Here is a 20,068-nt window from a genome sequence, read left to right on the forward strand (position 1 = left end):
TTTTCGCAACAAATTGTTGCGATTTTTTTTTATTACTTGATAATAGAGTGTAGGGGGGATTTTGAACGAAGGAATTATGGAGGAACAATATGATGAAAAAAATAATGATGATAGTTTCAATATGTGCTGTAGTTTGTGGAGGAGTATACTATTTTCTCTATAATCCTAATATAAAGGAAAGTAAAGAATTAACAACTAAGGTGAATCCTGCTGTTGAATCAGAAGTACAAGAGAATATAGAAGAAGAAAAAAAAGAAAAGCAAATTGATTATGCTAGCATATCTCAAAAATTAGATCAATATTTAGTCGGAAAGCAATTCAATGGAACAGTTTTGGTAACAGATAAAGAGCATGTTATATTGAATAAAGGATATGGGTATGCTGATGTTCAAAATAAAATAGAAAATACGCCTCACACAAAATATCGTATCGGTTCTATTACGAAAACAGTTGTGGCTACATCTATTTTACAACTGCAGGATCAAGGGAAGCTAAATATTCAAGATAATGTAAATAAATATATTCCTTCATTTCCGGAGAATAAAAATATTACGTTATATCATTTATTAACGCATACCTCTGGTTTACCTGAACACGCAAAAGGCAATGTTAATGCTGCCTCCCGTTTACAGTTAATGAATTGGATTGGACGTCAAAATTTAGAATTTCCTGCAGGAACAGGTTGGAGATATACAGATTATAATTATATGGTGCTTGCCTATATAATAGAACATATATCGAAAAAACCTTTAGGAGATTACATAAAAGAAAATATATTTATAAAAGCAGATATGCATGAATCTGGTATGGGAAATATGGTACCTGGAGATAAAAATTTCACAAAGGGTTATGTGAAAAAAAATCAAGAGCTTGTACCAGCGCAGAAGGTAGGCATGGATTGGCTATATGGTTGTGGTGAGATGTATACGACAGTTGGAGATATGAAGAAATTAGACGAAGCAATTATAAATGGGAAACTTCTTTCTGAACAAAGTATACAAGCGATGTTTTCACCTTCAACAGAACGAAAATATGCATTTAGTTTTTACATATATCCGGATTATTTTCATAACCATGGTGTACTATCTGGGTGGAATACTTTCAATAATTTTAATAAAGAAAAAGGGACTTTTGTTATTTTATTTTCAAACGTGAAAAATAGTATGGATGATGACTTTAATAAAGATTTCCGAAAGATGGTAAGTGATTTATTAGAACAAAGGGGATGAGAAAATGAAACATAAAAATGTATCAATTGGTTTCATTGGTATTGGTGTAATGGGAAAAAGTATGGTGCGTCATTTAATGCAAGACGGTCATACAGTATATGTATATAATAGAACAAAATCGAAAACAGACTCTTTAGTGCAAGATGGTGCAAATTGGTGTGATACACCGAAAGAGTTAGTAAAGCAAGTTGATGTTGTAATGACTATGGTTGGGTATCCACATGATGTAGAAGAAGTGTACTTTGGGATAGATGGAATTTTGGAGAATGCAAATGAAGGCACAATCGCAATTGATTTCACGACATCTACACCAACATTGGCAAAACGTATTAATGAAACTGGAAAAAGTAAGAATGTATATACGTTAGATGCACCTGTATCTGGAGGAGACGTTGGTGCGAAAGAAGCAAGACTCGCAATTATGGTCGGTGGAGAGAAAGAAATATATGATAGATGTTTACCGTTATTTGAAAAACTAGGAACAAATATTCAGTTGCAAGGGCCTGCTGGAAGTGGACAACATACAAAAATGTGCAATCAAATTGCGATTGCTTCCAACATGATTGGAGTATGTGAAGCTGTTGCTTATGCGAAAAAGGCTGGATTAGATCCTGATAAAGTATTGGAGAGTATTTCAACGGGAGCAGCAGGTAGCTGGTCATTAAGTAATTTAGCTCCTCGAATGTTAAAGGGAGATTTTGAACCAGGTTTTTATGTAAAGCATTTTATGAAAGATATGAAGATCGCGTTAGATGAGGCTGAAAGATTACAATTACAAGTACCAGGTTTAAGTTTGGCGAAGGAATTGTATGAAGAGCTAATAAAAGATGGGGAAGAAAATAGCGGAACACAAGTGTTATACAAAAAATACGTAAGGGGGTAAATGAGATGGATCTTCAAAAATTTGATGAGATGATTGATACTGTACAAAGAGCAACATGTATACAAATTAATGAAAAACAAAAAGAAGCTTTTAAACAAAAATATGATTTTGAACCGAATTTCGAATATGGAAGAGATGAGAAAGGGCATTACGTTATTCGAACTTCAAAAAAGATGCTAGAAGAAATGGAATTTTATTTGGCATTGAAATATGATCGAGATGGAGTTGACCTTTACATGGAAGCGGAGATTGATGGTATATATCATGTATCTGTTAGCTATAGTGAAGACGCTTTGCATCTACAAGAATTGTTTCAATTTCTAGAAGAAAATAAATAAAAGTCCTCATTTGAGGACTTTTATTTTTAATTTTGTAATTATAAGCTAGAAGCCCGGCGGCATCGTTCGATTGGGAATGGAATCACTTGCGCGATGTGATTAGGACCAAATTGTTTTGTACGAGCATGGCGTACTATATAAAATGCACAGAGAATTGAAACAGGAATAGCACCGAATAAACCAAAAAGTAAAGCGCTTACACAAGATGCAACAAAACCTAAAACACCAACTTCTAACTCTTCCATAATAGCTCCTAGAATAATAGGAAGTGCTCCACACGTAACCCCTAGTATAAGTGCGATAAGTAAACTCATGATTCTCCCCCTCTGTTTGCGATTTTCTTTTCCTTCTTAGTTAATTGTAGTATATCATACATAAAACAGAATTTTCAGAAAAAGTTCAAAAAAAGTTCAATAAATGTTCAAAAAGTCTTAATAAATATACTTGAAAAATTGAAGGGAGAGATTGTACTGAAAAGAAGTAATAATACGGTTAGAACCATAAAAAATCAGGCTTATTTCAAAATGAAATAAGCCTGTTCCATAGGAGGATGTATATATGTAGAGTGAATAAAAGGTTGGAAAAGGGGGTCCAAGGCCTTTTATTCAACTAACTACCTTAATAGATTGGAACCCAGCCTTCAGTTGTAACAAAAATACGAATAGCTACAACTTGACGATCATCTTGCAAGGTAAAATAATGTCTTGCATTTTCAGGAACAGATATGAGATCGCCTGGCTCAAGTTCAACGTCAAAGAATGTCCCATCTTTTCCTTCAATGGCAAAGATGCCATGACCACTAACAATAAAGCGAACTTCATCATCAGTATGATGGTGTTCTTTTTGGAAATTAATTAATAGTTCGTCAAGGTTAGGTGTGCTATTTGAAAGTGAAATTACATCATGTGCTTTATAACCTCGGCGTGATGAAACATCAGCAATTTCTTTTGAAAACACAGCTAATATTTCAGCTTTGTTTTCATCTGTTAATGAGTAATTTTCTTTTAAATGAGTAGGAAGTTTGGAAATATTCCATTTCTCATATAAAACGCCTTCCTCTTGTAGAAATTTTGATACTTCCACTTCATTTTCAATGCGAGTATTTATTTCATGAATACGAATTTGCGCCATTAGAAACGCCTCCTTGAATTGATAATAGTTTTATATGAAATTGGAATAAAAACTCATAAGCTTCTAATCTTTTCTTTGCATCAAAGCTATCTCGGCCCCATACGGTAATACCATGGTTACGGATTAATACTGCCCCCGAATCTCCTTGTATATGCTTGCGGAAGTTTTCTCCAAGCGTTGGGATATGGGCATGGTTTTCGATAATAGGAATGTTTATTGTTGCACCTTCTTCCCAAATATCGAGAGCTTTAATAATTTCTTGATTTTGAAGTGTGACTGCATCACTATATAAATTTGTGATAACATTGTTATCGGTTGTATGAACATGAAGGACGCATCCAGCATTCGTATTATTATAAATATGTGTATGCAAGATTGTTTCTGCTGAAGGACGTAATTCAGTTTCTAATACGGGAACCCCTAGATGATCTACTAATAGAAAATCATCTGGAGTCGTTTTTGTTTTATCTTTACCACTTGCTGTAATGAGAAAAGTGAGTGGTTCATGACTAACCTTTATAGAAATATTACCACTCGTTGCTGGAAACCAATTTCGTGTTGTTAATTCTTTTTTTATCTCACTTAAGTCATACCATTGACGAAAAAGTTGTTTCATAATTTCACCTCCAACAAATGTTTTAATTCGTTTTGAATATCGTGAAACGATTCAAATGGTGTATAAGAAATATGATTTTCTTCACATTTTGTAATAAGGAAGTCACGAGCGAACACTTTATCCGCTTGTTTCGCAGCTTGTAAATCAGTAATTGAATCTCCGATTACAATATGGAAGTCATTTGTATTACTTAATTTACGGATGAGTGATGATTTACATAATCCGCAATGATTTTGACAATGATGATCACAAGGATGAGGCCAATTCACCGTAATGTATTCATTTGAAAAATCTGTTTCATTACAGTAAATTTGCTCTTTCGGAATGAGTCCTTGTAAGAGTGGATAGACGAAGAAATCCATTCCACCTGATATAACATAAAAGGAAATATTATTTTTATTTACAAATTGTATAAATTCATGAAAACCATTACGGATTTCAGCAGTCTCTATTAAAAATTGAATAATTTCATCGTGCAGATTAGTAGGTATGAATTGAAATAATTGAGAAACACCTTCTTGAATAGATAGCTCTTGTGATAAAATTCTATTCTTTACTTCTTCAGCTTCTGGTGGTGCAAATTTTTCCATAATGGACATAATGTTATCATTATTTGTAATCGTGCCATCGAAATCACAAAATACTTGAATACTCATAATTTCACCTCATGAGAGGGATTTCCCCATATTTGTAGTGCGCTATGCAAATTTATGTCATCTACTTCATGGAGTGGTTTATTTTGCAAAGTAGCATCAATTGCAGCACGGAAAGCTTTACCGCCGCCCTGCGCCCCATTTGGATGTCCATGTATTCCGCCACCAGCATTAATAACAACATCTTTACCGAAATCTCGTACAATAAAGGGAACGAAACCAGGGTGAATACCAGCAGACGGAACAGAAAAGCTCTTCTTGAAAAATGAATCGCCTTCAGTTAAATATTTTGAGATAGCAAGAGCTTCCTCTTTTTCTAGCGCAACACTTCCGTATGGAGATGGGAATAATGAAAAGTCAGCCCCAGCATAACGGAGTAGCTTTCCGAGTAATAATGGAGATGAAACTCCATATAACTTGGATGCGGAATAAGCACCACTTACAGCAGGGTGTGCCATAATAGGAAGCGGGATTTCATCATCTTCTGCAAGTGATTGTAGTACATCTAGTCCGTAAGAGAATACGTTAAATAATAGAATATCAGCTCCAGCTTGCACTGCACGTTTCGCATTTTCTTTTAAATCAAAAGTTCGTCCTGTTAAATTTACGGCATATAACGTTTTATGTCCGTACGTTTCATATACGGATTGTAAAACTTCTTTTCCAGATACGATGCGTTTCGTAAGTGGTGTTAATGCATTTTCGAATAATATCTCATCATCTTTTACGATATCTACACCACCAATTGCTTGATCGCGTAATTGCGTTTTTAAATACCCAATATTTCGTCCAATCATTCCTTTAAAAATACTCATTAAAAGGGGACGATCATGTACTTGTAAAAGATTTCGAATACCATCTATCCCGAATTTTGGACCAGGAAACTGTTTTTTTAATTCGTCTGAAAAAGTTAAGTCAATTAATTTTACTTCGCCATCAAGTGATAGCTTTCCAAATGTAGTCGTTAAAATTGCTGGTAAATCTGGACTGAAATTTAATAACGGATATTCGATTTTAATAATTCCGCGTTTCACTTTTTTACGTAAATACGAATTGGTATGTTCATGTGCAGCTAATTCCTCAACATGAATGACGTTGCCTTTATGCTGCTTTAATTGTTCTTGCAATAAATGTGGCAAATGAGTCCAAGAGCCAATTGTTAAACCGAGTGCAATTTGCTCAGCTTTTTTTTCTAAGTTATGTGAATCATCATGGATTAAATATGTCGCTATAATTCCGCTCATTGTTATAACCTCCTAGTTAAATAAAAAAACCTCTCAGCTAAGGAGAGGTTTTTTTACAACCAGCTCCTTATCTGTCAGCGTAATGCTGCGAGAATTAGCACCGTGTCTACAATTGTAGATCGGTTGCCGGGTTTCGTCGGGCTCGTCCCTCCACCTGCTCTTGATAAGAAGTATTTAGAAATGTTTAAATTTTTAAGATAACTGAATTTTGTCAGATATTTTTCATGTTGTCAATTACTTTTTGAAAAAATTTAATTTATCAATTCGATGAATGGCTTCTCTTAACCTATCTTCTGTATGTAAGAGACCAACACGGACATACCCTTCGCCATGCTCACCAAATCCAACACCAGGAGCAACTGCGACATGTGCTTTTTCTAGTAAAATATTAGAAAATTGCTCAGAAGTATATCCTTTTGGAACAGGAAGCCATGCAAAGAATGATCCTGTTGGAATGTTTACATTCCAACCAATTGAGTGACAAGCTGAAATAAGAGCGTTTCGTCGAGCTTCGTAACTATTTACAAGGTCTATTACGCAAGACTGTGAACTTAATAGTGCTTCGCGGGCGGCATCTTGAACTGCACCGAAGATGCTAACATACATATGATCTTGTAATAAGTTAATGGTTTCAATGACACTTTCATTCCCTACAGCAAAAGCGATGCGCCAGCCAGCCATATTAAAAGTTTTCGATAATGTGTAAATTTCGATTCCTGTATCTTTGGCACCGTCTGCTTGTAAGAAACTAACTGGCTTTTGACCGTCGAATCCTATAGCACCATAAGCAAAATCATGAACAACTAATATATTGTGTTTATTGGCAAAATGAATTGTTTCATCAAAAAAATCTTTTGATGCAGTAGCACCTGTAGGATTATTTGGATAGTTTAAAAACATTAATTTTGCACGCTCGGCAATAGAATCATCAATTTTTGCATAATCTGGTAAAAAGTTATTTTCTGCAATAAGTGGCATTGTTTCAAATTTTGCTTTTGCTAAAGCGACACCTGATAAATAATCTGGATAACCTGGATCGGGAACGAGAATCGTATCACCAGGGTTTGTAAAGCAAACTGGTAATTCTACTAATCCAGCCTTTCCACCAAACAAAATAGCAATTTCAGTTTTCGAATTTAATTCTACGCCGTATTCACGTTGATAGAATGTTGCTACAGCTTCTTTTAAGCTTTCGTGTCCGCGAAATGGCGGATATTTATGATGAATGGTCTTTTCAGCAGCATCTTGCAAAGCTTTTACGATATGCTGCGGTGTTGGTTGATCTGGATTACCTTGACCTAGATTAATAACATCGTGACCAGCTGCAACGACTTTGTTAACTTTTGCAACAAGTGAAGCGAAAAATTGTGTTGGCAATGATGTTACTATCTCAGAAGGTTGAAATGATTTCATACTTTCCACCTCTTTTGAAAGTTGTTACAATTCTAGTGACAAATGATATAATCTTTCCAGTATTTTGTAAAGAAAAAAATGAGAATGGGGCTGAAAAAATGAAAGTCGCATGTATTCAGATGGATATTGTCTTTGGAGATGTAGAAAAAAATATTGAGAATGCTAAAAATAAAATAAGCGAAGCGATGAAGGAAAGACCAGATGTTATCGTCTTACCAGAACTATGGACAACAGGTTATGATTTAACGAGACTCTCTGAAATTGCAGATAGGGATGGATTGGAAACGAAAGAAAAGTTGATAGAATGGTCGAAACAATATGGTGTACATATTGTTGGTGGTTCTATAGCAAAGCAAACGGAGCAAGGTGTTACAAATACAATGTATGTTGTAACGAATAAAGGAGAACTAGTCCATGAATATAGTAAAGTGCATTTATTTCAGCTTATGGATGAACATAAATATTTAATCGCTGGAAATCGTACTGGTGAATTTAAGTTAGATGATGTAGAGTGCGCTGGCACAATTTGCTATGATATTCGTTTTCCGGAGTGGATGCGCGTTCATACTGCTAAAGGTGCAAAAGTTTTATTTGTTGTAGCTGAATGGCCATTAGTTCGTTTAGCACATTGGCGTTTGCTATTACAAGCAAGAGCAGTTGAAAACCAGTGTTATGTTGTAGCATGTAATAGGGCAGGGAAGGATCCAAATAATGAGTTTGCTGGCCATTCTTTAATTGTCGATCCTTGGGGCGAAGTTGTTGTAGAAGCAAATGAAGAAGAAGCAATTCTATTTGGAGAGCTTACATTCGAGAAAATTAAAGAAGTACGCAAAGGAATTCCAGTTTTTGCGGATCGACGTCCAGAATTATACAAATAAAATGTTGACAAGTGATTTTTATTCTTGGTATAGTCTTCAACATAAAGTTAAAAATTCTAAAAAATTATACAACTCTTATCAAGAGCAGGTGGAGGGATTTGGCCCGATGAAGCCCAGCAACCGACCGTAATACCATTGTGAAATGGGGCGTTTATTTACGCCAAAAGGCACGGTGCTAATTCCAGCAGAAAGTAAAACTTTCTGGCAGATAAGAGGGGAGAAGATAAACTTCAAACCTCTTTCTTAGTGGAAAGAGGTTTTTCTACGTCAGAAAAACCTCTGAATATAAAAAAGGGGGAGAAGACGATGGGATATTATGCATTAACTGAAACAACAGCTATACAATATGCGAAAGAACACGGTTATTTTGAAAAGAAAGCAAATGTATTTTGTCATGAAATTGGAGATGGAAATTTAAATTACGTGTTCAAATTAGATGATGGAGAGAAGTCTATTATAATAAAACAGGCACTGCCATATGCGAAAGTAGTTGGTGAAAGCTGGCCGTTATCTATAAAAAGAGCGACAATTGAAAGCAAGGCACTGAAAATTTTTGCGAAGTATGTACCGGATTATGTTCCGGTAGTGCACAGTCATGATGAAGAGTTAGCAGTAACAGTAATAGAAGACTTATCAAGACTAACAATTACAAGAAAAGGATTAATAGATGGAGAAGAATATCCACTTTTATCCCAACATATCGGTCGTTTTCTAGCAAATGTTTTATTTTATACTTCAGATTTCGGTTTACAGTCAGAAGAGAAAAGGGGACTAGAAGGTACATTTGTAAACCCAGATCTCTGCAAGATTACAGAAGATTTAGTGTTTACAGATCCGTTTGGCCATTACGATACGAATGATTATGAGCCGGAATTACAACTAGCGGTTGATGAATTGTGGAGTGATAAAACTTTAAAATTAAAAGTAGCACAATATAAATATAAGTTTTTAACGAGAAAAGAAGCACTTATTCATGGTGATTTACATACTGGTAGTATTTTTTCATCACCTTCTGAAACGAAAGTGATTGATCCGGAGTTTGCAACTTATGGCCCATTTGGATTTGATCTTGGTCAATTTATTGCAAATCTATTATTAAATGCTCTATCTAGAGAGGAAGAACAGAGAAGTGTGCTATTTTTCCATATTGAGAAAACATGGAGCTATTTCGTAGACACTTTTACAAAGTTATGGATTGGAGAAGGTGTAGAAGCATATACGAAAGAAAAACAATGGTTGCCGATTATTTTGCAAAATATTTTTACGGATGTGGTCGGATTTGCTGGATGTGAGCTTATCCGAAGAACAATTGGCTTAGCACATGTAGCTGATTTAGATGAAATAGCAAATAAAGAAAAGAGAATTCAAGCCAAGAAACAAGCTTTATCCTTAGGTAAAGAACTAATAAAATATGAATCTAAAAACGCTGATATTCAACTGTTCCGAACATTATTTCAACAGACAGTTTCTGGAGGGGTAAAAGCATGAGTACAATTGTTACGATTCCGAGGTCTGTCAGTTGGAAAGGGGATGCTATTGCAGTATTAAATCAAACAAAGTTGCCGCATAGCACAGAATATAAAACATTAACGACGATTGAAGAGGTATGGAAAAGTATTGTCATGCTAGAAGTACGAGGAGCACCGGCAATTGGAATTGTAGCTGCATTTGGCTTGGCGCTTGCAGCAAAAAAATATACTACTTTACATATTGAAGAATTTCAAAAGAAGTTTAATAGAGATTGTAATTATTTGGGAACGTCACGCCCGACAGCAGTCAATTTATTTTGGGCAATCGATCGTATGAGAGAATCTATTCAAGAAATTACTACAATAAAAGAAGCACAAAAAATATTAGAAGAAGAAGCGCTTCTCATTCAGCAAGAAGATGAAGCAGTATGCAGGAGTATTGGAGAACATGCATTATCATGCTTTAAAGACGGTGATAACATTTTAACAATTTGTAACGCTGGCAGTATTGCAACTGCTAAATATGGTACTGCACTAGCACCGTTTTATATTGGGAAAGAAAAAGGTGTACATTTACATGCATATGCATGTGAAACGAGACCAGTTTTACAAGGCGGGCGTTTAACGACTTGGGAATTAAAACAGGCAGGTATTGATGTAACGCTTATTACAGATAATACGGCAGCTCATGCTATTCAAACGAAAGAAATCAACGCAATTATTGTAGGAGCGGACCGAATTGTCGCAAATGGGGATACAGCAAATAAAATCGGAACGATGAATTTAGCTATATTAGCAAAGTATTTCGATATCCCGTTCTACGTTGCAGCTCCGTTATCTACATTTGATATTACGAAACAAACAGGCGCTGGAATTGTTATTGAAGAAAGGGATGAAACAGAAGTTACGAAAATTTTTGGGAAACAAGTAACGCCAGTTGGAACTACTGTTTATAATCCAGCATTTGATGTAACGCCAAACGAATTAATTACAGGCATTATTACTGAGCGAGGTATTATACGCGGGGATTATAAACGAGAAATTGCATTATTATTTGAAAGACAAGCTAATATATAATAGCTTGTTTTTTTATGCCTAAATGTATTCTTTTCTCTTATTTATATAATGAAAGGAGGCGAAAAGAATGGAAGAGTGGATCAGGATGGTAGGTAATGTAGGGTTTCCGATTGTTGTAACATTATATTTACTCCATCGAATTGAAAGCAAATTAGATGGGGTAATTGTTGCAATAGAAAAGTTGCCGCGGCAATTACTACAGTATGACGATCCTCGCGATAAAAAATAAAGTTTGCTCTTCGTGAGCAAACTTTATTTTTTATTGAGCAGTATAACCACCATCGATAACGACAGCTTGCCCGGTTATACCTTTCGCTTTTTCGCTCGCTAAAAAGATTGCATAATCAGCGATTTCTTGTACTTGTAATAAGCGTTTTTGCGGTACAAGTGGATAAATGACTTCCTCCAAAACATTTTCAAGTGGTACATTTCGTGTAGTAGCTAAGTCTTGTAGTTGATTACGTACAAGAGGGGTATCGACATAACCAGGACACAGTGCATTTACAGTAATACCATGCGTAGCGCCTTCTAAAGCAGCAACTTTTGTTAATCCAATTACACCATGTTTCGCGCTATTGTAGGCGGATTTCCCTGCAAATCCAACGAGGCCATTAATGGAAGCGACATTAATAATTCGGCCATACTTTTGCTTTTTCATAATCGGAAAGGCATGTTTAATGGCGATAAAAGGAGCGATTTGCATAATTTTAATTAGTAGCTCAAACTTTTCGGTTGGAAAATCTTCAATTGGTGAAACGTGTTGCATGCCTGCGTTATTAATTAATATGTCTAATGAACCGAAATGATTAACAGTTTGGGAAATGGATGCTTCTATTTCTTCTTCGGATGTAACATCACATTTTAAGCCGATAGCTTGAAAGCCCTCTTTTTGTAGTTGTTCAGCAGCTTCTTTTGCACGTTCTTCAAGACGATCGGTAATAACAACTTTTGCACCTTCTTTTGCAAAAGCTTTTCCCATTTCATAACCAATACCACTTGCAGCACCTGTTAAAAAAACAACTCGATTTGTAACCATGATGAAAAACATCCCTTCGTAATAAAGTTCTTATATTGCTCTATTTAGAGAGTGGATAATAAAAATCCTGCAAAGATTTGGAAAAATATCGTTAGCTATCTTGTTTTGCAAAATAGTCTCTGCTATACTATTTTGTAAAGCAAGATACTTACGCTTATCTATCTTGTAAAACAAGATAGTGGGAGGATTTGAATTATGTCGACAAGTCAAATGCTGAAAGGGATTTTAGAAGGATGCTTACTTGCTATTATTTCTGAAGGTGAAATATACGGTTATGAAATGAGTGAGAAGCTAGCAAAGTATGGCTTTACAATGGCGAGTGAAGGAAGTATTTATCCGTTATTAATACGAATGCAAAAGGAAGGACTTATAACAAGTGTAATGAAAGAATCCCCAACTGGTCCAAAACGGAAGTATTACACGTTAACAGAAAATGGCGAAGATGCACTGGATGAATTTATGGATCGCTGGGAAGCGATGCAAAGTAGTGTGGAACGTCTACTTGAAGGGAAGGGGAGAAGAAAATAATGCTATCAAATGAAGCGCGAAAATTTTTATTAGATATGAGATTGTTTTTGACTGCAAAGAGTGTGAAAGAAAGCGATATTGAAAGCTTTATCGAAGACGCAGAACTTCATTTAATAGAAGGTGAGAGTGATGGGAAAAGTGTAGAAGAAATTTTCGGAAGCTCACCGAAAGAATATGCAAATGAACTTGTAAAAGTGATGGAAAGGGATAGACAGGAAACGTGGAAGCAAATTGGTTTTACAGTAATGAATATCGTATCGTTTTGGATTATGGCTTCTATTCTAATAGTGAATAACGGATTATTACAGATGTCACTTATTCAGTGCGTTGGATATAGTTTGTCATTGATTTTAGTTGTGATAGGTCCTAATTTTCTACTTCGCAAAATGACCTTCGTAACAAGTTTTACAAAAACATGGTTTGTTATGTGGTCTTTAGTCATAATCGCACCAATGTTTCTAATAGGGGCTGTAACGATATTAGATGTGATTTATCCTACAAAAATGTTTATATTCACCCAAATGCAAAGTTATATATTAGCCGGTGGTATTTTCATCATTACAGTAGCAATAAATATATATTTTAATGGATGGTTTAAAAACTTATATTTAATTATTCCACTTTCGATTATGTTATTGTTTAAAACATTTATATCAGAAGACCTTGTTCCAATTTTATTTCAAATTATATGTTTATACGGAAGTTTGTTTATTTTAATCTTCCTTGAAATTATGATGAAGACGAATAGAAGAGAAACGGTTTAATAAAGGAGGGATTATTATGAAGATTTCTAAAGAAGGGGAAAAGTTTTTAATTGATACGAAAGTATATTTAATAACAAAAGGAATGAAAGAAGAAGATGTGGATGCTTTTCTAGAAGATGCAGAACTTCATTTAATAGAAGGTGAGAAGGAGGGAAAGACGGTAAGTGATATATTTGGTGATTCGCCAAAAGAGTATGCAGAAGAATTAGCGAAAGAGATGGAGAGGGATAAAGGCGGGAGTATAAAGACTATTTTAGGAATGATAATTGGAATAGGGGGATATTGGTTACTTACAAATATTTTATTTGAAAGCCCAAATCATGAATTTACATTAACGAATGTACAATTAATTGGATACCCAATTGTTTTAATGATTACGATTGTAGGAATTATATTTGCTTTTAAAATGTCATCATTTAAGAGTAAAATAAAAGAATTTAGCATTATTTATGTAGCAGCATTGCTACCGATTTTATTACTAATATTATTGATGTTTATGAATAAATGGTATGGGACACCTGTATTACAATTAACGACTATACAAAGTTATATACTAGCTGGAGTTATCTTGTTAGTACTGTTAATTGGGGAAGCATACATACTTGGCTGGATTGGGATATTAACTGTTATTGTCCCGCTATTCATTATGTTTGTATTTAAAGAATTAGGGAAGAACAACCCATATTGGGGAATGCTAGAGCCGTTACTTCTGTACGGAAGTTTATATGTATTAATGAGATGGTCTTTGAAAATTGAGGAGAAAAAAACTGTAAGCTAGCTTTATATTAATAGCGAACGAACTGAATTTTTTATTAAGAGGAGAACAAATATGCAAAGTATATTTCTAGGTATATTGTCTATTACATTTTTAGGTTTAACGATTTTTGGGCTATATACTACCTTTTCGAAAAAGTTACACGATGACTATTTCGATACTTTATTAGATGACACATCAGGTTATGTTTTGTTCTTCGGTTTAATAGGTAAAGGGCTGCTCTGGATATGCAAAAAAATATTTCCAAAGAAATATTATATAGAGATTTTTAGAGTAATTGTATTTATGTTTAGTTGTATATTTGCATCCGTTGCAGCCGGAATTTGGTTTGTTGATTGGAATATATTGTTTTAAACAGTAACAAGAGCGTTACTGTTTTTTTCTTTGCAATAAAGCACTTTGTAAAGAGAGTGCTTTTTGTTCGTTCGTTAATAGGGATTGAATATGGACATTTTCAGGACGAGGTACGATAGGGTACATAAGATTTGTTGGAGAAGGATGGTGCTCCGAGCCAGTTGGGGAATGAGGATCAGCGTGAGTAAGTTTTCCGTGAACACGTCTTGTAAATAAAATATGACCGATTTCGTGAGCGAGCGTATATATATTTTTCATGGGGGCAGCTGAATTTGTTAAAACGATATAACCAGTAAGTTGCTGTTGTTTCGCTAAAGAGTAAGCACAGGCAATGACTGCTGTTTCTTTGAAATAATCACTGCCAATATAACAAATATAAAGGTCGCATTCAGGAGCTTCATTTACACATGTTTGGAAAAAGGATGCTAATTTTTCCTGACTTTGAATAGAATTTTTATAACTAATTTCGCGGTCAGAAAAACGAAAAAGTTCATTTAAAATAATTACTTCTTTAATTTGAAATGTAATCGGGTGCCAAATTGACTCTGCAACTGCTAAATCTTTTGCGATACGATCATTAGAAATATCGGCGCCTGGCGTAATGCAAATACATATATTGACGTATGGATCCATAAGGAACACCTCAACTGAAAAATTCTTCCTATAATATATGTTGGGAAAAGACTCTATGTATGGATAACCGCCTTGTTTATTACAAGTCGAAAAAATTTCATAGTTCTATAACGTAGTGTGATCATCTTTTTGATATAGTAAAGAAAAGGGGGAGAATATATGTATACATTAAAAATCGTTTCAGACAGAGAAGCTCTTTATCAATTTGCAAGTTATGTAAGAGTTGTACAAGGGGTGGAAGATGTATATGTAGAGGTGGGAGAACCTTTATATGAACATCCTTTAATGAAATTTTATGTACATATTAAGCTTGAGGAAACATATGAGCAACATAAAGCGTTGCAAGAAATAGCAAGATTAGTAGAATTAGGGCGTTTTACATATGTCCATTATCGTAATGATGAAATAGAAGAAGCTTTTGAAGCTGTAAAATATGAAAGTTTTAAGAAATAAAGGTGAAAAAAGGGAGCGAAAGCTTCCTTTTTTTCTTTAAAATTACATCAACAAAAGGAGAAAAATTTTGTTATGATAAGGAAGGGTGAGGAAAGGAGAGTTTACATATTGGGGTATATTGAAGAGTTACGTAAAGTCGTTGGTACAAGGCCGCTTATTCTAGTAGGGTCAGCAATTATTATCTTAAATGATAATCAAGAAGTATTGCTTCAATATCGTTCAGATACATATGATTGGGGGGTACCTGGCGGGGCGATGGAGCTAGGAGAAACGACAGAAGAAACTGCTCGCAGAGAACTGTTTGAAGAGACGGGACTAAATGCGAAAATTATGCAATTTATCGGGGTTCTTTCGGGAAAAGAAGTGTACTTCCAATATCCAAATGGAGATGAAATTTTTAATGTCATACATCTGTATCAGGGGCATCATGTGAGCGGGGAATTAAGGCTTGACCATGAAGGATTACAGCTTCAATATTTTCCGGTAGATAAGTTACCGAATTTGAATAAAACAACAGAGAAGATTTTACAAAAATTTCTATATGCATTAACAGAATAGAAGGTTAATTCCTTCTATTTTTATTATATTAAATATTTTGATTTTTTAGTATGTTTATAGTATGATAGGTGTAGACATACATCTTATGGAATTTCACCTAAAAACTGACTAGGGTACATAAGAGAGGGGCAAGTGCAAAATGCATAATGTTGTTATTACAGCTGCAGTTCGTTCGCCAATTGGAACTTTTGGGGGAGCGCTAAAAAATGTAACGCCAGTAGAATTAGCTGTTCCTGTACTTCAGGAAGCTGTAAAACGAGGCGGGGTAGAACCACACGAAGTTGATGAAGTGATTTTAGGTCATTGTATTCAAAGAACTGATGAAGCAAATACGGCGAGAACGGCTGCATTAGCGGCAGGATTTCCTGACACAGTTACGGGCTATACAATCCAACGCCAATGTTCTTCAGGTATGCAAGCAATTATGTCGGCTGCAATGCAAATTCAATTAGGTGTAAGTGAAGTTGTCGTTGCAGGTGGAGTAGAAGCAATGAGTTCAAGCCCTTATGCATTGAAACAACACCGCTGGGGACAACGTCTACAACACGGAGAAATTCGTGATACGGTGTGGGAAGTGTTAGAAGATCCGATTCATCATATTATGATGGGGGAAACAGCGGAAAATTTAGTTGAACAATATGAAATTACAAGAGAGGAACAAGATGAAGTTGCGCTTCGCAGTCATACATTGGCGCTAAAGGCAATTGAGTCTGGATACTTTGACGATCAAATTGTTCCTATTACGATAAAAGAACGTAGAAAAGAAGTAGTATTTTCAAAAGATGAACATCCACGTGCTGATATTACAGCAGAAAAATTAGCTGGATTAAAACCAGCTTTCCGTAAAGACGGTTCAGTAACTGCAGGGAATGCATCTGGCCTGAATGACGGAAGCGCGGTTTTAGTATTAATGAGCGAAGAAAAAGCGAAAGAAAAAGGCTTACAACCGTTAGCTAGAATTGTTGGGTATTCAGTAGCTGGAGTAGATCCGAAAATTATGGGTATTGGACCAGCACCAGCAATTCGTAAAGGATTAGAAAAAGTAGATTGGTCATTAGAAGATGCAGATTTACTGGAAATTAATGAAGCTTTCGCTGCGCAATACTTAGCTGTAGAGAAAGAATTAGGTTTGGATCGTGAAAAAGTGAATGTAAACGGTAGTGGTGTAGGACTTGGACATCCAATCGGTTGTACAGGAGCTCGTATTACAGTAAGTTTAATTCATGAATTAAAGAGACGCGGATTAGAGAAAGGAATTGCCTCTCTATGCGTCGGCGGCGGTATTGGAGTAGCATTATTTATAGAAGCACTATAAAAAGAAGCAGCAATCGCTGCTTCTTTTTTTAAGAATCAAATAAATGATGAAATAATCGATCACGATTTTCAAAGAAAAGCTTCGTCGTTTGGTAATGCTCGGTGTCTTCTAAGGCGGATTCGTGAATTCCTTCTTGTGTTAAAGAGTATATAGTGGATTCAGGATAAGCCATTAAAATAGGAGAATGCGTCGCAATAACAAATTGTGAACCTTGTTCCGCTAGTTCGTGCATTCGAATGAGCATAGAAAGTTGTCTCATTGGTGATAGGGCGGCCTCGGGCTCATCTAAAATGTATAAACCTTGTCCTGAAAAACGATTCATAAATAAGGAGAAGAATGATTCACCATGGGATTGTTCATGAAGTGAAACACCGCCATAAGATTTTATAGCATCTATTTCATCAATATAAGAAGCAACGTTATAAAATGATTCAGCACGAAGAAAGAAACCGTCGTTTGGTGTATTGAAACTTTTGGAAATTCGAAGGTATTCATGTAAAGACGAATGTGAATCGTTTGTACTAAATCGGAAATTTTTCGTTCCACCTTCGGCATTAAATCCTAAAGCAATTGCAATCGCTTCGAGTAATGTTGACTTACCCGTTCCGTTTTCTCCAATAATGAATGTTACATTTGGATGGAAAGCTAGTGATTGTAATGTTCGGATAGCGGGTAGACAGTAAGGATATACGGAAAAACTAGGGATATTTTCTTTTTTTAATGTGACATTTTTTAAAAAGGGTACGTCAATCAATATATAAACCTCAATTCATAACAGATTTTGATTCTAAAAAGGCAGCAAATACAAGTGTAAGACAGCTTGTGGTGAAAATTGTATACTGAAGTGCGCCAAAACCGAGACCTTCCCAACCGAAAGTCATCCTCTTCCATATAAAAATGAAAAGAACGCTCATAAAGCCAACGAAAGCGGCGTGTATTTTATAATTTTTAAATGATTCCATAGAAAAAATCCAATGTATGTACTTAAAAACAAGGTAAAGAGAACAAGAAAAAAGACAAGTGTTAATGACACATGAACCCCTCCTTATTTTCTGAATATTTCATGTGGATTATATCATTTAAACTATCATATTCCAATGTGAAAATAAATATTGCATGGAGATTATTCATGTCGTTATGATAGTATGTAATCTATTGTAATTCTGAAAAGGAGCTAAAACATGCCGTTTACATTTGCACATCCAGCAGCAGTTCTTCCTTTTGCGAAAAAGCATTCTAAACATATTTCAGTAACGGCTCTTATATTAGGGAGTATGGCGCCTGATTTTGAATATTTTTTACACTTTAGACCGTATGGTATTATTGGCCATACATGGCCTGGGTTCTTATATTTAAATTTACCACTTGTATTTCTGCTCGCATATATGTATCATTACATTTTAAAAAAGCCGTTTATAACGCATTTACCTAAGCCATTTGCTGGCTACTATATTTATGTAGTAGAGGAGAGGTGGGGGCTTCATACATGGAAAGATTTCTTTGTATTTTGCTATTCCGCTTTATTTGGTATGCTCACGCATGTCGTTTGGGATGCGTTTACTCATCATACAGGCTACTTCGTTATGAAAATACCATTTTTACAAAGAGAATTACATGGTATTCCAGTGTATAAATATATGCAACACGGGAGTACATGTGTCGGTTTATTATTGCTATTGTACGTACTATGGAAGTATAAAGATGAAACAGGAAAAGATATGATGATAGCTTCAGAAAAAAGAAAGTATTGGATTTCGGCAATCATTGTGGCAGTTCTTATATTTGTCGTTCACGCTTTCGTAGATCCCTATTTTCATATTTTCCAAATAGGGGGTATAATAGTATCTGGACTGACAAGTTCGTTTTGTGGACTTCTCATTGTTTCTATAGTTTACAAAGCAAAAGACTAATTAATATTAATGAATGATAGTGTTAGGAGAAATTATATGATGAAAGCATGGAAAAGTATTTTTGTTTTATGTAGTTTTCTTCTTATGTTAAGTGGTTGCTTCCATCAAGAAGAAAAGAAAGCTGAACCGAAGAAGAAAGAATCTATTCCTGAAACAAAAGAATATGGTGGGCGTGAGCTGAAAAAAGTAGGACAAAAAGTGAAAGAAACAGGATGGGGTACTTTTAAATTAGAACAAATTCATTCTGTGAATCAAACATTTGAAGTAGCACCAATGAAAATTCACGTACAAGATGTGAAAGTAATCTCTTTATCGCAGATGAGTAAAGATGCAAAAAATACATTAAAAGTATATACGGCATTAACTCCTGAAGAAGTAAAGCGTAGATTAGGAGATAAAGTCAGTCAAGAAGATGCGGAGTTATATGCATCGCTAAGTGGTACAGAGATTAGTGATACGATTCGTTACGTTGAAATTACATATAAGGTGGAAAATAGCGGGAATAAAAATATACAATTTTTCTCTATGAATGATGTTGCGATTAATGATAAACAACATTTTAAAGTAGCAACGCAAAACTTTTTATATGATGAAGATACGCTCGTTGGTACAAAAAATGTATCAAGGGAAGACTATAAGCCTGGTGAAACAAGAGATGGTATTATCGGCCTAATACTTGATGATGGAAAAGAAAAGGTAAAGGATATTAAATTTACAACAGATAATGTAATCGCAGCAGATACAGAAACGCAAGATGTTGTAAAAGAGCCACAAACTTTTAACATCTCACTTTCTGAGTAAGTTGTTTTTA

At 35.0% G+C, this 20,068-nt stretch carries 25 protein-coding genes, 1 pseudogene and 2 riboswitches; of the genes and pseudogenes, 16 read left to right on the forward strand and 10 right to left on the reverse strand.

Translation table 11 applies throughout. The features are described 5' to 3' along the window. Nucleotides 1-89: 89 nt before the first annotated feature. From PDK19_RS03440 to PDK19_RS03450, 3 genes are read left to right on the forward strand one after another with little or no spacing between them, the layout of a single operon-like run. Nucleotides 90-1,229, forward strand: a complete 1,140-nt coding sequence (locus tag PDK19_RS03440; protein WP_000976136.1) for a serine hydrolase domain-containing protein — start codon at nt 90-92, stop codon at nt 1,227-1,229. A gap of 4 nt (nt 1,230-1,233) precedes the next feature. Continuing rightward, nucleotides 1,234-2,112 carry an NAD(P)-dependent oxidoreductase gene (locus tag PDK19_RS03445; protein ID WP_000681096.1) on the forward strand — a complete coding sequence of 293 codons (879 nt, stop codon included), beginning with the start codon at nt 1,234-1,236 and terminating at the stop codon, nt 2,110-2,112. A gap of 5 nt (nt 2,113-2,117) precedes the next feature. Next, complete coding sequence (locus PDK19_RS03450) at nt 2,118-2,450, forward strand: DUF3909 family protein (protein ID WP_000365614.1); 333 nt, start codon at nt 2,118-2,120, stop codon at nt 2,448-2,450. Nucleotides 2,451-2,488: 38 nt separating this feature from the next. On the opposite strand, the gene PDK19_RS03455 is transcribed toward PDK19_RS03450, so the two are convergent. The 6 genes from PDK19_RS03455 to PDK19_RS03480 form a co-directional block, all read right to left on the reverse strand. Then, entirely contained in the window at nt 2,489-2,764 is a 276-nt protein-coding gene (locus tag PDK19_RS03455; protein WP_000054670.1) for a hypothetical protein, read from the reverse strand. Between the two features lie 304 nt (nt 2,765-3,068). Then, nucleotides 3,069-3,581, reverse strand: coding sequence for a 1,2-dihydroxy-3-keto-5-methylthiopentene dioxygenase (locus PDK19_RS03460; protein WP_000057307.1), 513 nt, complete (start codon nt 3,579-3,581; stop codon nt 3,069-3,071). Continuing rightward, entirely contained in the window at nt 3,559-4,197 is a 639-nt protein-coding gene (locus PDK19_RS03465) for a methylthioribulose 1-phosphate dehydratase (protein ID WP_000811331.1), read from the reverse strand. The genes PDK19_RS03460 and PDK19_RS03465 overlap by 23 nt, the downstream gene beginning before the upstream one ends. Further along, nucleotides 4,194-4,853, reverse strand: coding sequence for a 2-hydroxy-3-keto-5-methylthiopentenyl-1-phosphate phosphatase (gene mtnX, locus PDK19_RS03470; RefSeq protein WP_000027469.1), 660 nt, complete (start codon nt 4,851-4,853; stop codon nt 4,194-4,196). The genes PDK19_RS03465 and mtnX overlap by 4 nt, the downstream gene beginning before the upstream one ends. After that, entirely contained in the window at nt 4,850-6,094 is a 1,245-nt protein-coding gene (gene mtnW, locus PDK19_RS03475) for a 2,3-diketo-5-methylthiopentyl-1-phosphate enolase (RefSeq protein WP_000014177.1), read from the reverse strand. The genes mtnX and mtnW overlap by 4 nt, the downstream gene beginning before the upstream one ends. A gap of 64 nt (nt 6,095-6,158) precedes the next feature. Then, nucleotides 6,159-6,264: riboswitch (SAM riboswitch) on the reverse strand. Between the two features lie 64 nt (nt 6,265-6,328). Next, nucleotides 6,329-7,507 (reverse strand): pyridoxal phosphate-dependent aminotransferase, encoded by a 1,179-nt coding sequence (locus tag PDK19_RS03480; protein WP_000834739.1) that lies wholly within the window; start codon nt 7,505-7,507, stop codon nt 6,329-6,331. A 14-nt stretch (nt 7,508-7,521) separates the two neighbouring features. Between PDK19_RS03480 and PDK19_RS03485 the strand changes: the two genes are divergently transcribed. The 4 genes from PDK19_RS03485 (at nt 7,522) to PDK19_RS03500 (ending at nt 11,160) form a co-directional block, all read left to right on the forward strand. After that, nucleotides 7,522-8,385 carry a carbon-nitrogen family hydrolase gene (locus PDK19_RS03485; protein ID WP_029141189.1) on the forward strand — a complete coding sequence of 288 codons (864 nt, stop codon included), beginning with the start codon at nt 7,522-7,524 and terminating at the stop codon, nt 8,383-8,385. 72 nt (nt 8,386-8,457) lie between these two features. Beyond that, nucleotides 8,458-8,600: riboswitch (SAM riboswitch) on the forward strand. A 91-nt stretch (nt 8,601-8,691) separates the two neighbouring features. Next, nucleotides 8,692-9,873, forward strand: coding sequence for an S-methyl-5-thioribose kinase (gene mtnK / locus PDK19_RS03490; protein WP_000542619.1), 1,182 nt, complete (start codon nt 8,692-8,694; stop codon nt 9,871-9,873). Beyond that, the gene (mtnA, locus tag PDK19_RS03495) at nt 9,870-10,931 is read left to right on the forward strand and encodes an S-methyl-5-thioribose-1-phosphate isomerase (RefSeq protein ID WP_000104586.1); all 1,062 of its coding nucleotides are present in this window, start codon (nt 9,870-9,872) and stop codon (nt 10,929-10,931) included. Before mtnK ends, mtnA begins: the two co-directional genes overlap by 4 nt. Before the next feature lie 67 nt (nt 10,932-10,998). Then, nucleotides 10,999-11,160 (forward strand): YvrJ family protein, encoded by a 162-nt coding sequence (locus PDK19_RS03500; protein WP_000393346.1) that lies wholly within the window; start codon nt 10,999-11,001, stop codon nt 11,158-11,160. Between the two features lie 30 nt (nt 11,161-11,190). On the opposite strand, the gene PDK19_RS03505 is transcribed toward PDK19_RS03500, so the two are convergent. After that, the gene (locus tag PDK19_RS03505; RefSeq protein WP_074567411.1) at nt 11,191-11,967 is read right to left on the reverse strand and encodes a 3-hydroxybutyrate dehydrogenase; all 777 of its coding nucleotides are present in this window, start codon (nt 11,965-11,967) and stop codon (nt 11,191-11,193) included. A gap of 195 nt (nt 11,968-12,162) precedes the next feature. Between PDK19_RS03505 and PDK19_RS03510 the strand changes: the two genes are divergently transcribed. From PDK19_RS03510 to PDK19_RS03525, 4 genes are read left to right on the forward strand one after another with little or no spacing between them, the layout of a single operon-like run. Further along, nucleotides 12,163-12,495: a PadR family transcriptional regulator gene (locus PDK19_RS03510; RefSeq protein WP_000107994.1), complete on the forward strand. Its 333-nt coding sequence runs from the start codon at nt 12,163-12,165 to the stop codon at nt 12,493-12,495. Continuing rightward, the gene (locus tag PDK19_RS03515; protein ID WP_000950444.1) at nt 12,495-13,259 is read left to right on the forward strand and encodes a DUF1129 domain-containing protein; all 765 of its coding nucleotides are present in this window, start codon (nt 12,495-12,497) and stop codon (nt 13,257-13,259) included. Before PDK19_RS03510 ends, PDK19_RS03515 begins: the two co-directional genes overlap by 1 nt. A gap of 16 nt (nt 13,260-13,275) precedes the next feature. After that, on the forward strand, nt 13,276-14,037 hold the full coding sequence (locus PDK19_RS03520; RefSeq protein ID WP_074567410.1) for a DUF1129 domain-containing protein: 762 nt from the start codon (nt 13,276-13,278) through the stop codon (nt 14,035-14,037). A 51-nt stretch (nt 14,038-14,088) separates the two neighbouring features. Further along, complete coding sequence (locus PDK19_RS03525) at nt 14,089-14,388, forward strand: DNA-binding protein (RefSeq protein ID WP_074615480.1); 300 nt, start codon at nt 14,089-14,091, stop codon at nt 14,386-14,388. A 15-nt stretch (nt 14,389-14,403) separates the two neighbouring features. Here the strand turns inward: PDK19_RS03525 and PDK19_RS03530 are convergent, their stop codons facing one another. Then, complete coding sequence (locus PDK19_RS03530) at nt 14,404-15,021, reverse strand: ImmA/IrrE family metallo-endopeptidase (protein ID WP_000371624.1); 618 nt, start codon at nt 15,019-15,021, stop codon at nt 14,404-14,406. Between the two features lie 159 nt (nt 15,022-15,180). Here PDK19_RS03530 and PDK19_RS03535 point away from each other — a divergent pair, with 159 nt between their 5' ends. From PDK19_RS03535 to PDK19_RS03545, 3 genes are all read left to right on the forward strand, one after another. Further along, nucleotides 15,181-15,474, forward strand: a complete 294-nt coding sequence (locus PDK19_RS03535; protein WP_000288327.1) for a DUF3928 family protein — start codon at nt 15,181-15,183, stop codon at nt 15,472-15,474. 108 nt (nt 15,475-15,582) lie between these two features. Then, complete coding sequence (locus PDK19_RS03540) at nt 15,583-16,032, forward strand: NUDIX hydrolase (protein ID WP_000540524.1); 450 nt, start codon at nt 15,583-15,585, stop codon at nt 16,030-16,032. 139 nt (nt 16,033-16,171) lie between these two features. Next, nucleotides 16,172-17,347: an acetyl-CoA C-acetyltransferase gene (locus PDK19_RS03545; RefSeq protein ID WP_000552083.1), complete on the forward strand. Its 1,176-nt coding sequence runs from the start codon at nt 16,172-16,174 to the stop codon at nt 17,345-17,347. 28 nt (nt 17,348-17,375) lie between these two features. On the opposite strand, the gene PDK19_RS03550 is transcribed toward PDK19_RS03545, so the two are convergent. Then, nucleotides 17,376-18,101, reverse strand: a complete 726-nt coding sequence (locus tag PDK19_RS03550) for an AAA family ATPase (RefSeq protein ID WP_000567987.1) — start codon at nt 18,099-18,101, stop codon at nt 17,376-17,378. 10 nt (nt 18,102-18,111) lie between these two features. Continuing rightward, nucleotides 18,112-18,380, reverse strand: a pseudogene (locus PDK19_RS03555) (hypothetical protein). 148 nt (nt 18,381-18,528) lie between these two features. On the opposite strand from PDK19_RS03555, the gene PDK19_RS03560 reads away from it, so the two are divergent. After that, entirely contained in the window at nt 18,529-19,257 is a 729-nt protein-coding gene (locus PDK19_RS03560) for a DUF4184 family protein (RefSeq protein WP_001116846.1), read from the forward strand. Nucleotides 19,258-19,293: 36 nt separating this feature from the next. Further along, a complete protein-coding gene (locus tag PDK19_RS03565) occupies nt 19,294-20,058 on the forward strand; it encodes a hypothetical protein (RefSeq protein WP_000973891.1) in 765 nt (254 codons plus the stop codon). Nucleotides 20,059-20,068 lie beyond the last annotated feature (10 nt).

Source organism: Bacillus cereus group sp. BcHK124 (genome assembly GCF_027712065.1).
GTDB lineage: Bacteria > Bacillota > Bacilli > Bacillales > Bacillaceae_G > Bacillus_A > Bacillus_A pacificus.

Coding starts and splice junctions, on each gene's coding strand:
- PDK19_RS03535 (WP_000288327.1), top strand. CDS start 15,181: ATGTATACATTAAAAATCGTTTCAGACAGAGAAGCTCTTTATCAATTT.
- PDK19_RS03500 (WP_000393346.1), top strand. CDS start 10,999: ATGGAAGAGTGGATCAGGATGGTAGGTAATGTAGGGTTTCCGATTGTT.
- PDK19_RS03565 (WP_000973891.1), top strand. CDS start 19,294: ATGATGAAAGCATGGAAAAGTATTTTTGTTTTATGTAGTTTTCTTCTT.
- PDK19_RS03465 (WP_000811331.1), bottom strand. CDS start 4,197: ATGAAACAACTTTTTCGTCAATGGTATGACTTAAGTGAGATAAAAAAA.
- PDK19_RS03440 (WP_000976136.1), top strand. CDS start 90: ATGATGAAAAAAATAATGATGATAGTTTCAATATGTGCTGTAGTTTGT.
- PDK19_RS03455 (WP_000054670.1), bottom strand. CDS start 2,764: ATGAGTTTACTTATCGCACTTATACTAGGGGTTACGTGTGGAGCACTT.
- mtnK (WP_000542619.1), top strand. CDS start 8,692: ATGGGATATTATGCATTAACTGAAACAACAGCTATACAATATGCGAAA.
- mtnW (WP_000014177.1), bottom strand. CDS start 6,094: ATGAGCGGAATTATAGCGACATATTTAATCCATGATGATTCACATAAC.
- PDK19_RS03525 (WP_074615480.1), top strand. CDS start 14,089: ATGCAAAGTATATTTCTAGGTATATTGTCTATTACATTTTTAGGTTTA.
- PDK19_RS03560 (WP_001116846.1), top strand. CDS start 18,529: ATGCCGTTTACATTTGCACATCCAGCAGCAGTTCTTCCTTTTGCGAAA.
- PDK19_RS03450 (WP_000365614.1), top strand. CDS start 2,118: ATGGATCTTCAAAAATTTGATGAGATGATTGATACTGTACAAAGAGCA.
- PDK19_RS03510 (WP_000107994.1), top strand. CDS start 12,163: ATGTCGACAAGTCAAATGCTGAAAGGGATTTTAGAAGGATGCTTACTT.
- PDK19_RS03480 (WP_000834739.1), bottom strand. CDS start 7,507: ATGAAATCATTTCAACCTTCTGAGATAGTAACATCATTGCCAACACAA.
- PDK19_RS03530 (WP_000371624.1), bottom strand. CDS start 15,021: ATGGATCCATACGTCAATATATGTATTTGCATTACGCCAGGCGCCGAT.
- PDK19_RS03520 (WP_074567410.1), top strand. CDS start 13,276: ATGAAGATTTCTAAAGAAGGGGAAAAGTTTTTAATTGATACGAAAGTA.
- PDK19_RS03445 (WP_000681096.1), top strand. CDS start 1,234: ATGAAACATAAAAATGTATCAATTGGTTTCATTGGTATTGGTGTAATG.
- mtnX (WP_000027469.1), bottom strand. CDS start 4,853: ATGAGTATTCAAGTATTTTGTGATTTCGATGGCACGATTACAAATAAT.
- PDK19_RS03545 (WP_000552083.1), top strand. CDS start 16,172: ATGCATAATGTTGTTATTACAGCTGCAGTTCGTTCGCCAATTGGAACT.
- PDK19_RS03460 (WP_000057307.1), bottom strand. CDS start 3,581: ATGGCGCAAATTCGTATTCATGAAATAAATACTCGCATTGAAAATGAA.
- PDK19_RS03515 (WP_000950444.1), top strand. CDS start 12,495: ATGCTATCAAATGAAGCGCGAAAATTTTTATTAGATATGAGATTGTTT.
- mtnA (WP_000104586.1), top strand. CDS start 9,870: ATGAGTACAATTGTTACGATTCCGAGGTCTGTCAGTTGGAAAGGGGAT.
- PDK19_RS03505 (WP_074567411.1), bottom strand. CDS start 11,967: ATGGTTACAAATCGAGTTGTTTTTTTAACAGGTGCTGCAAGTGGTATT.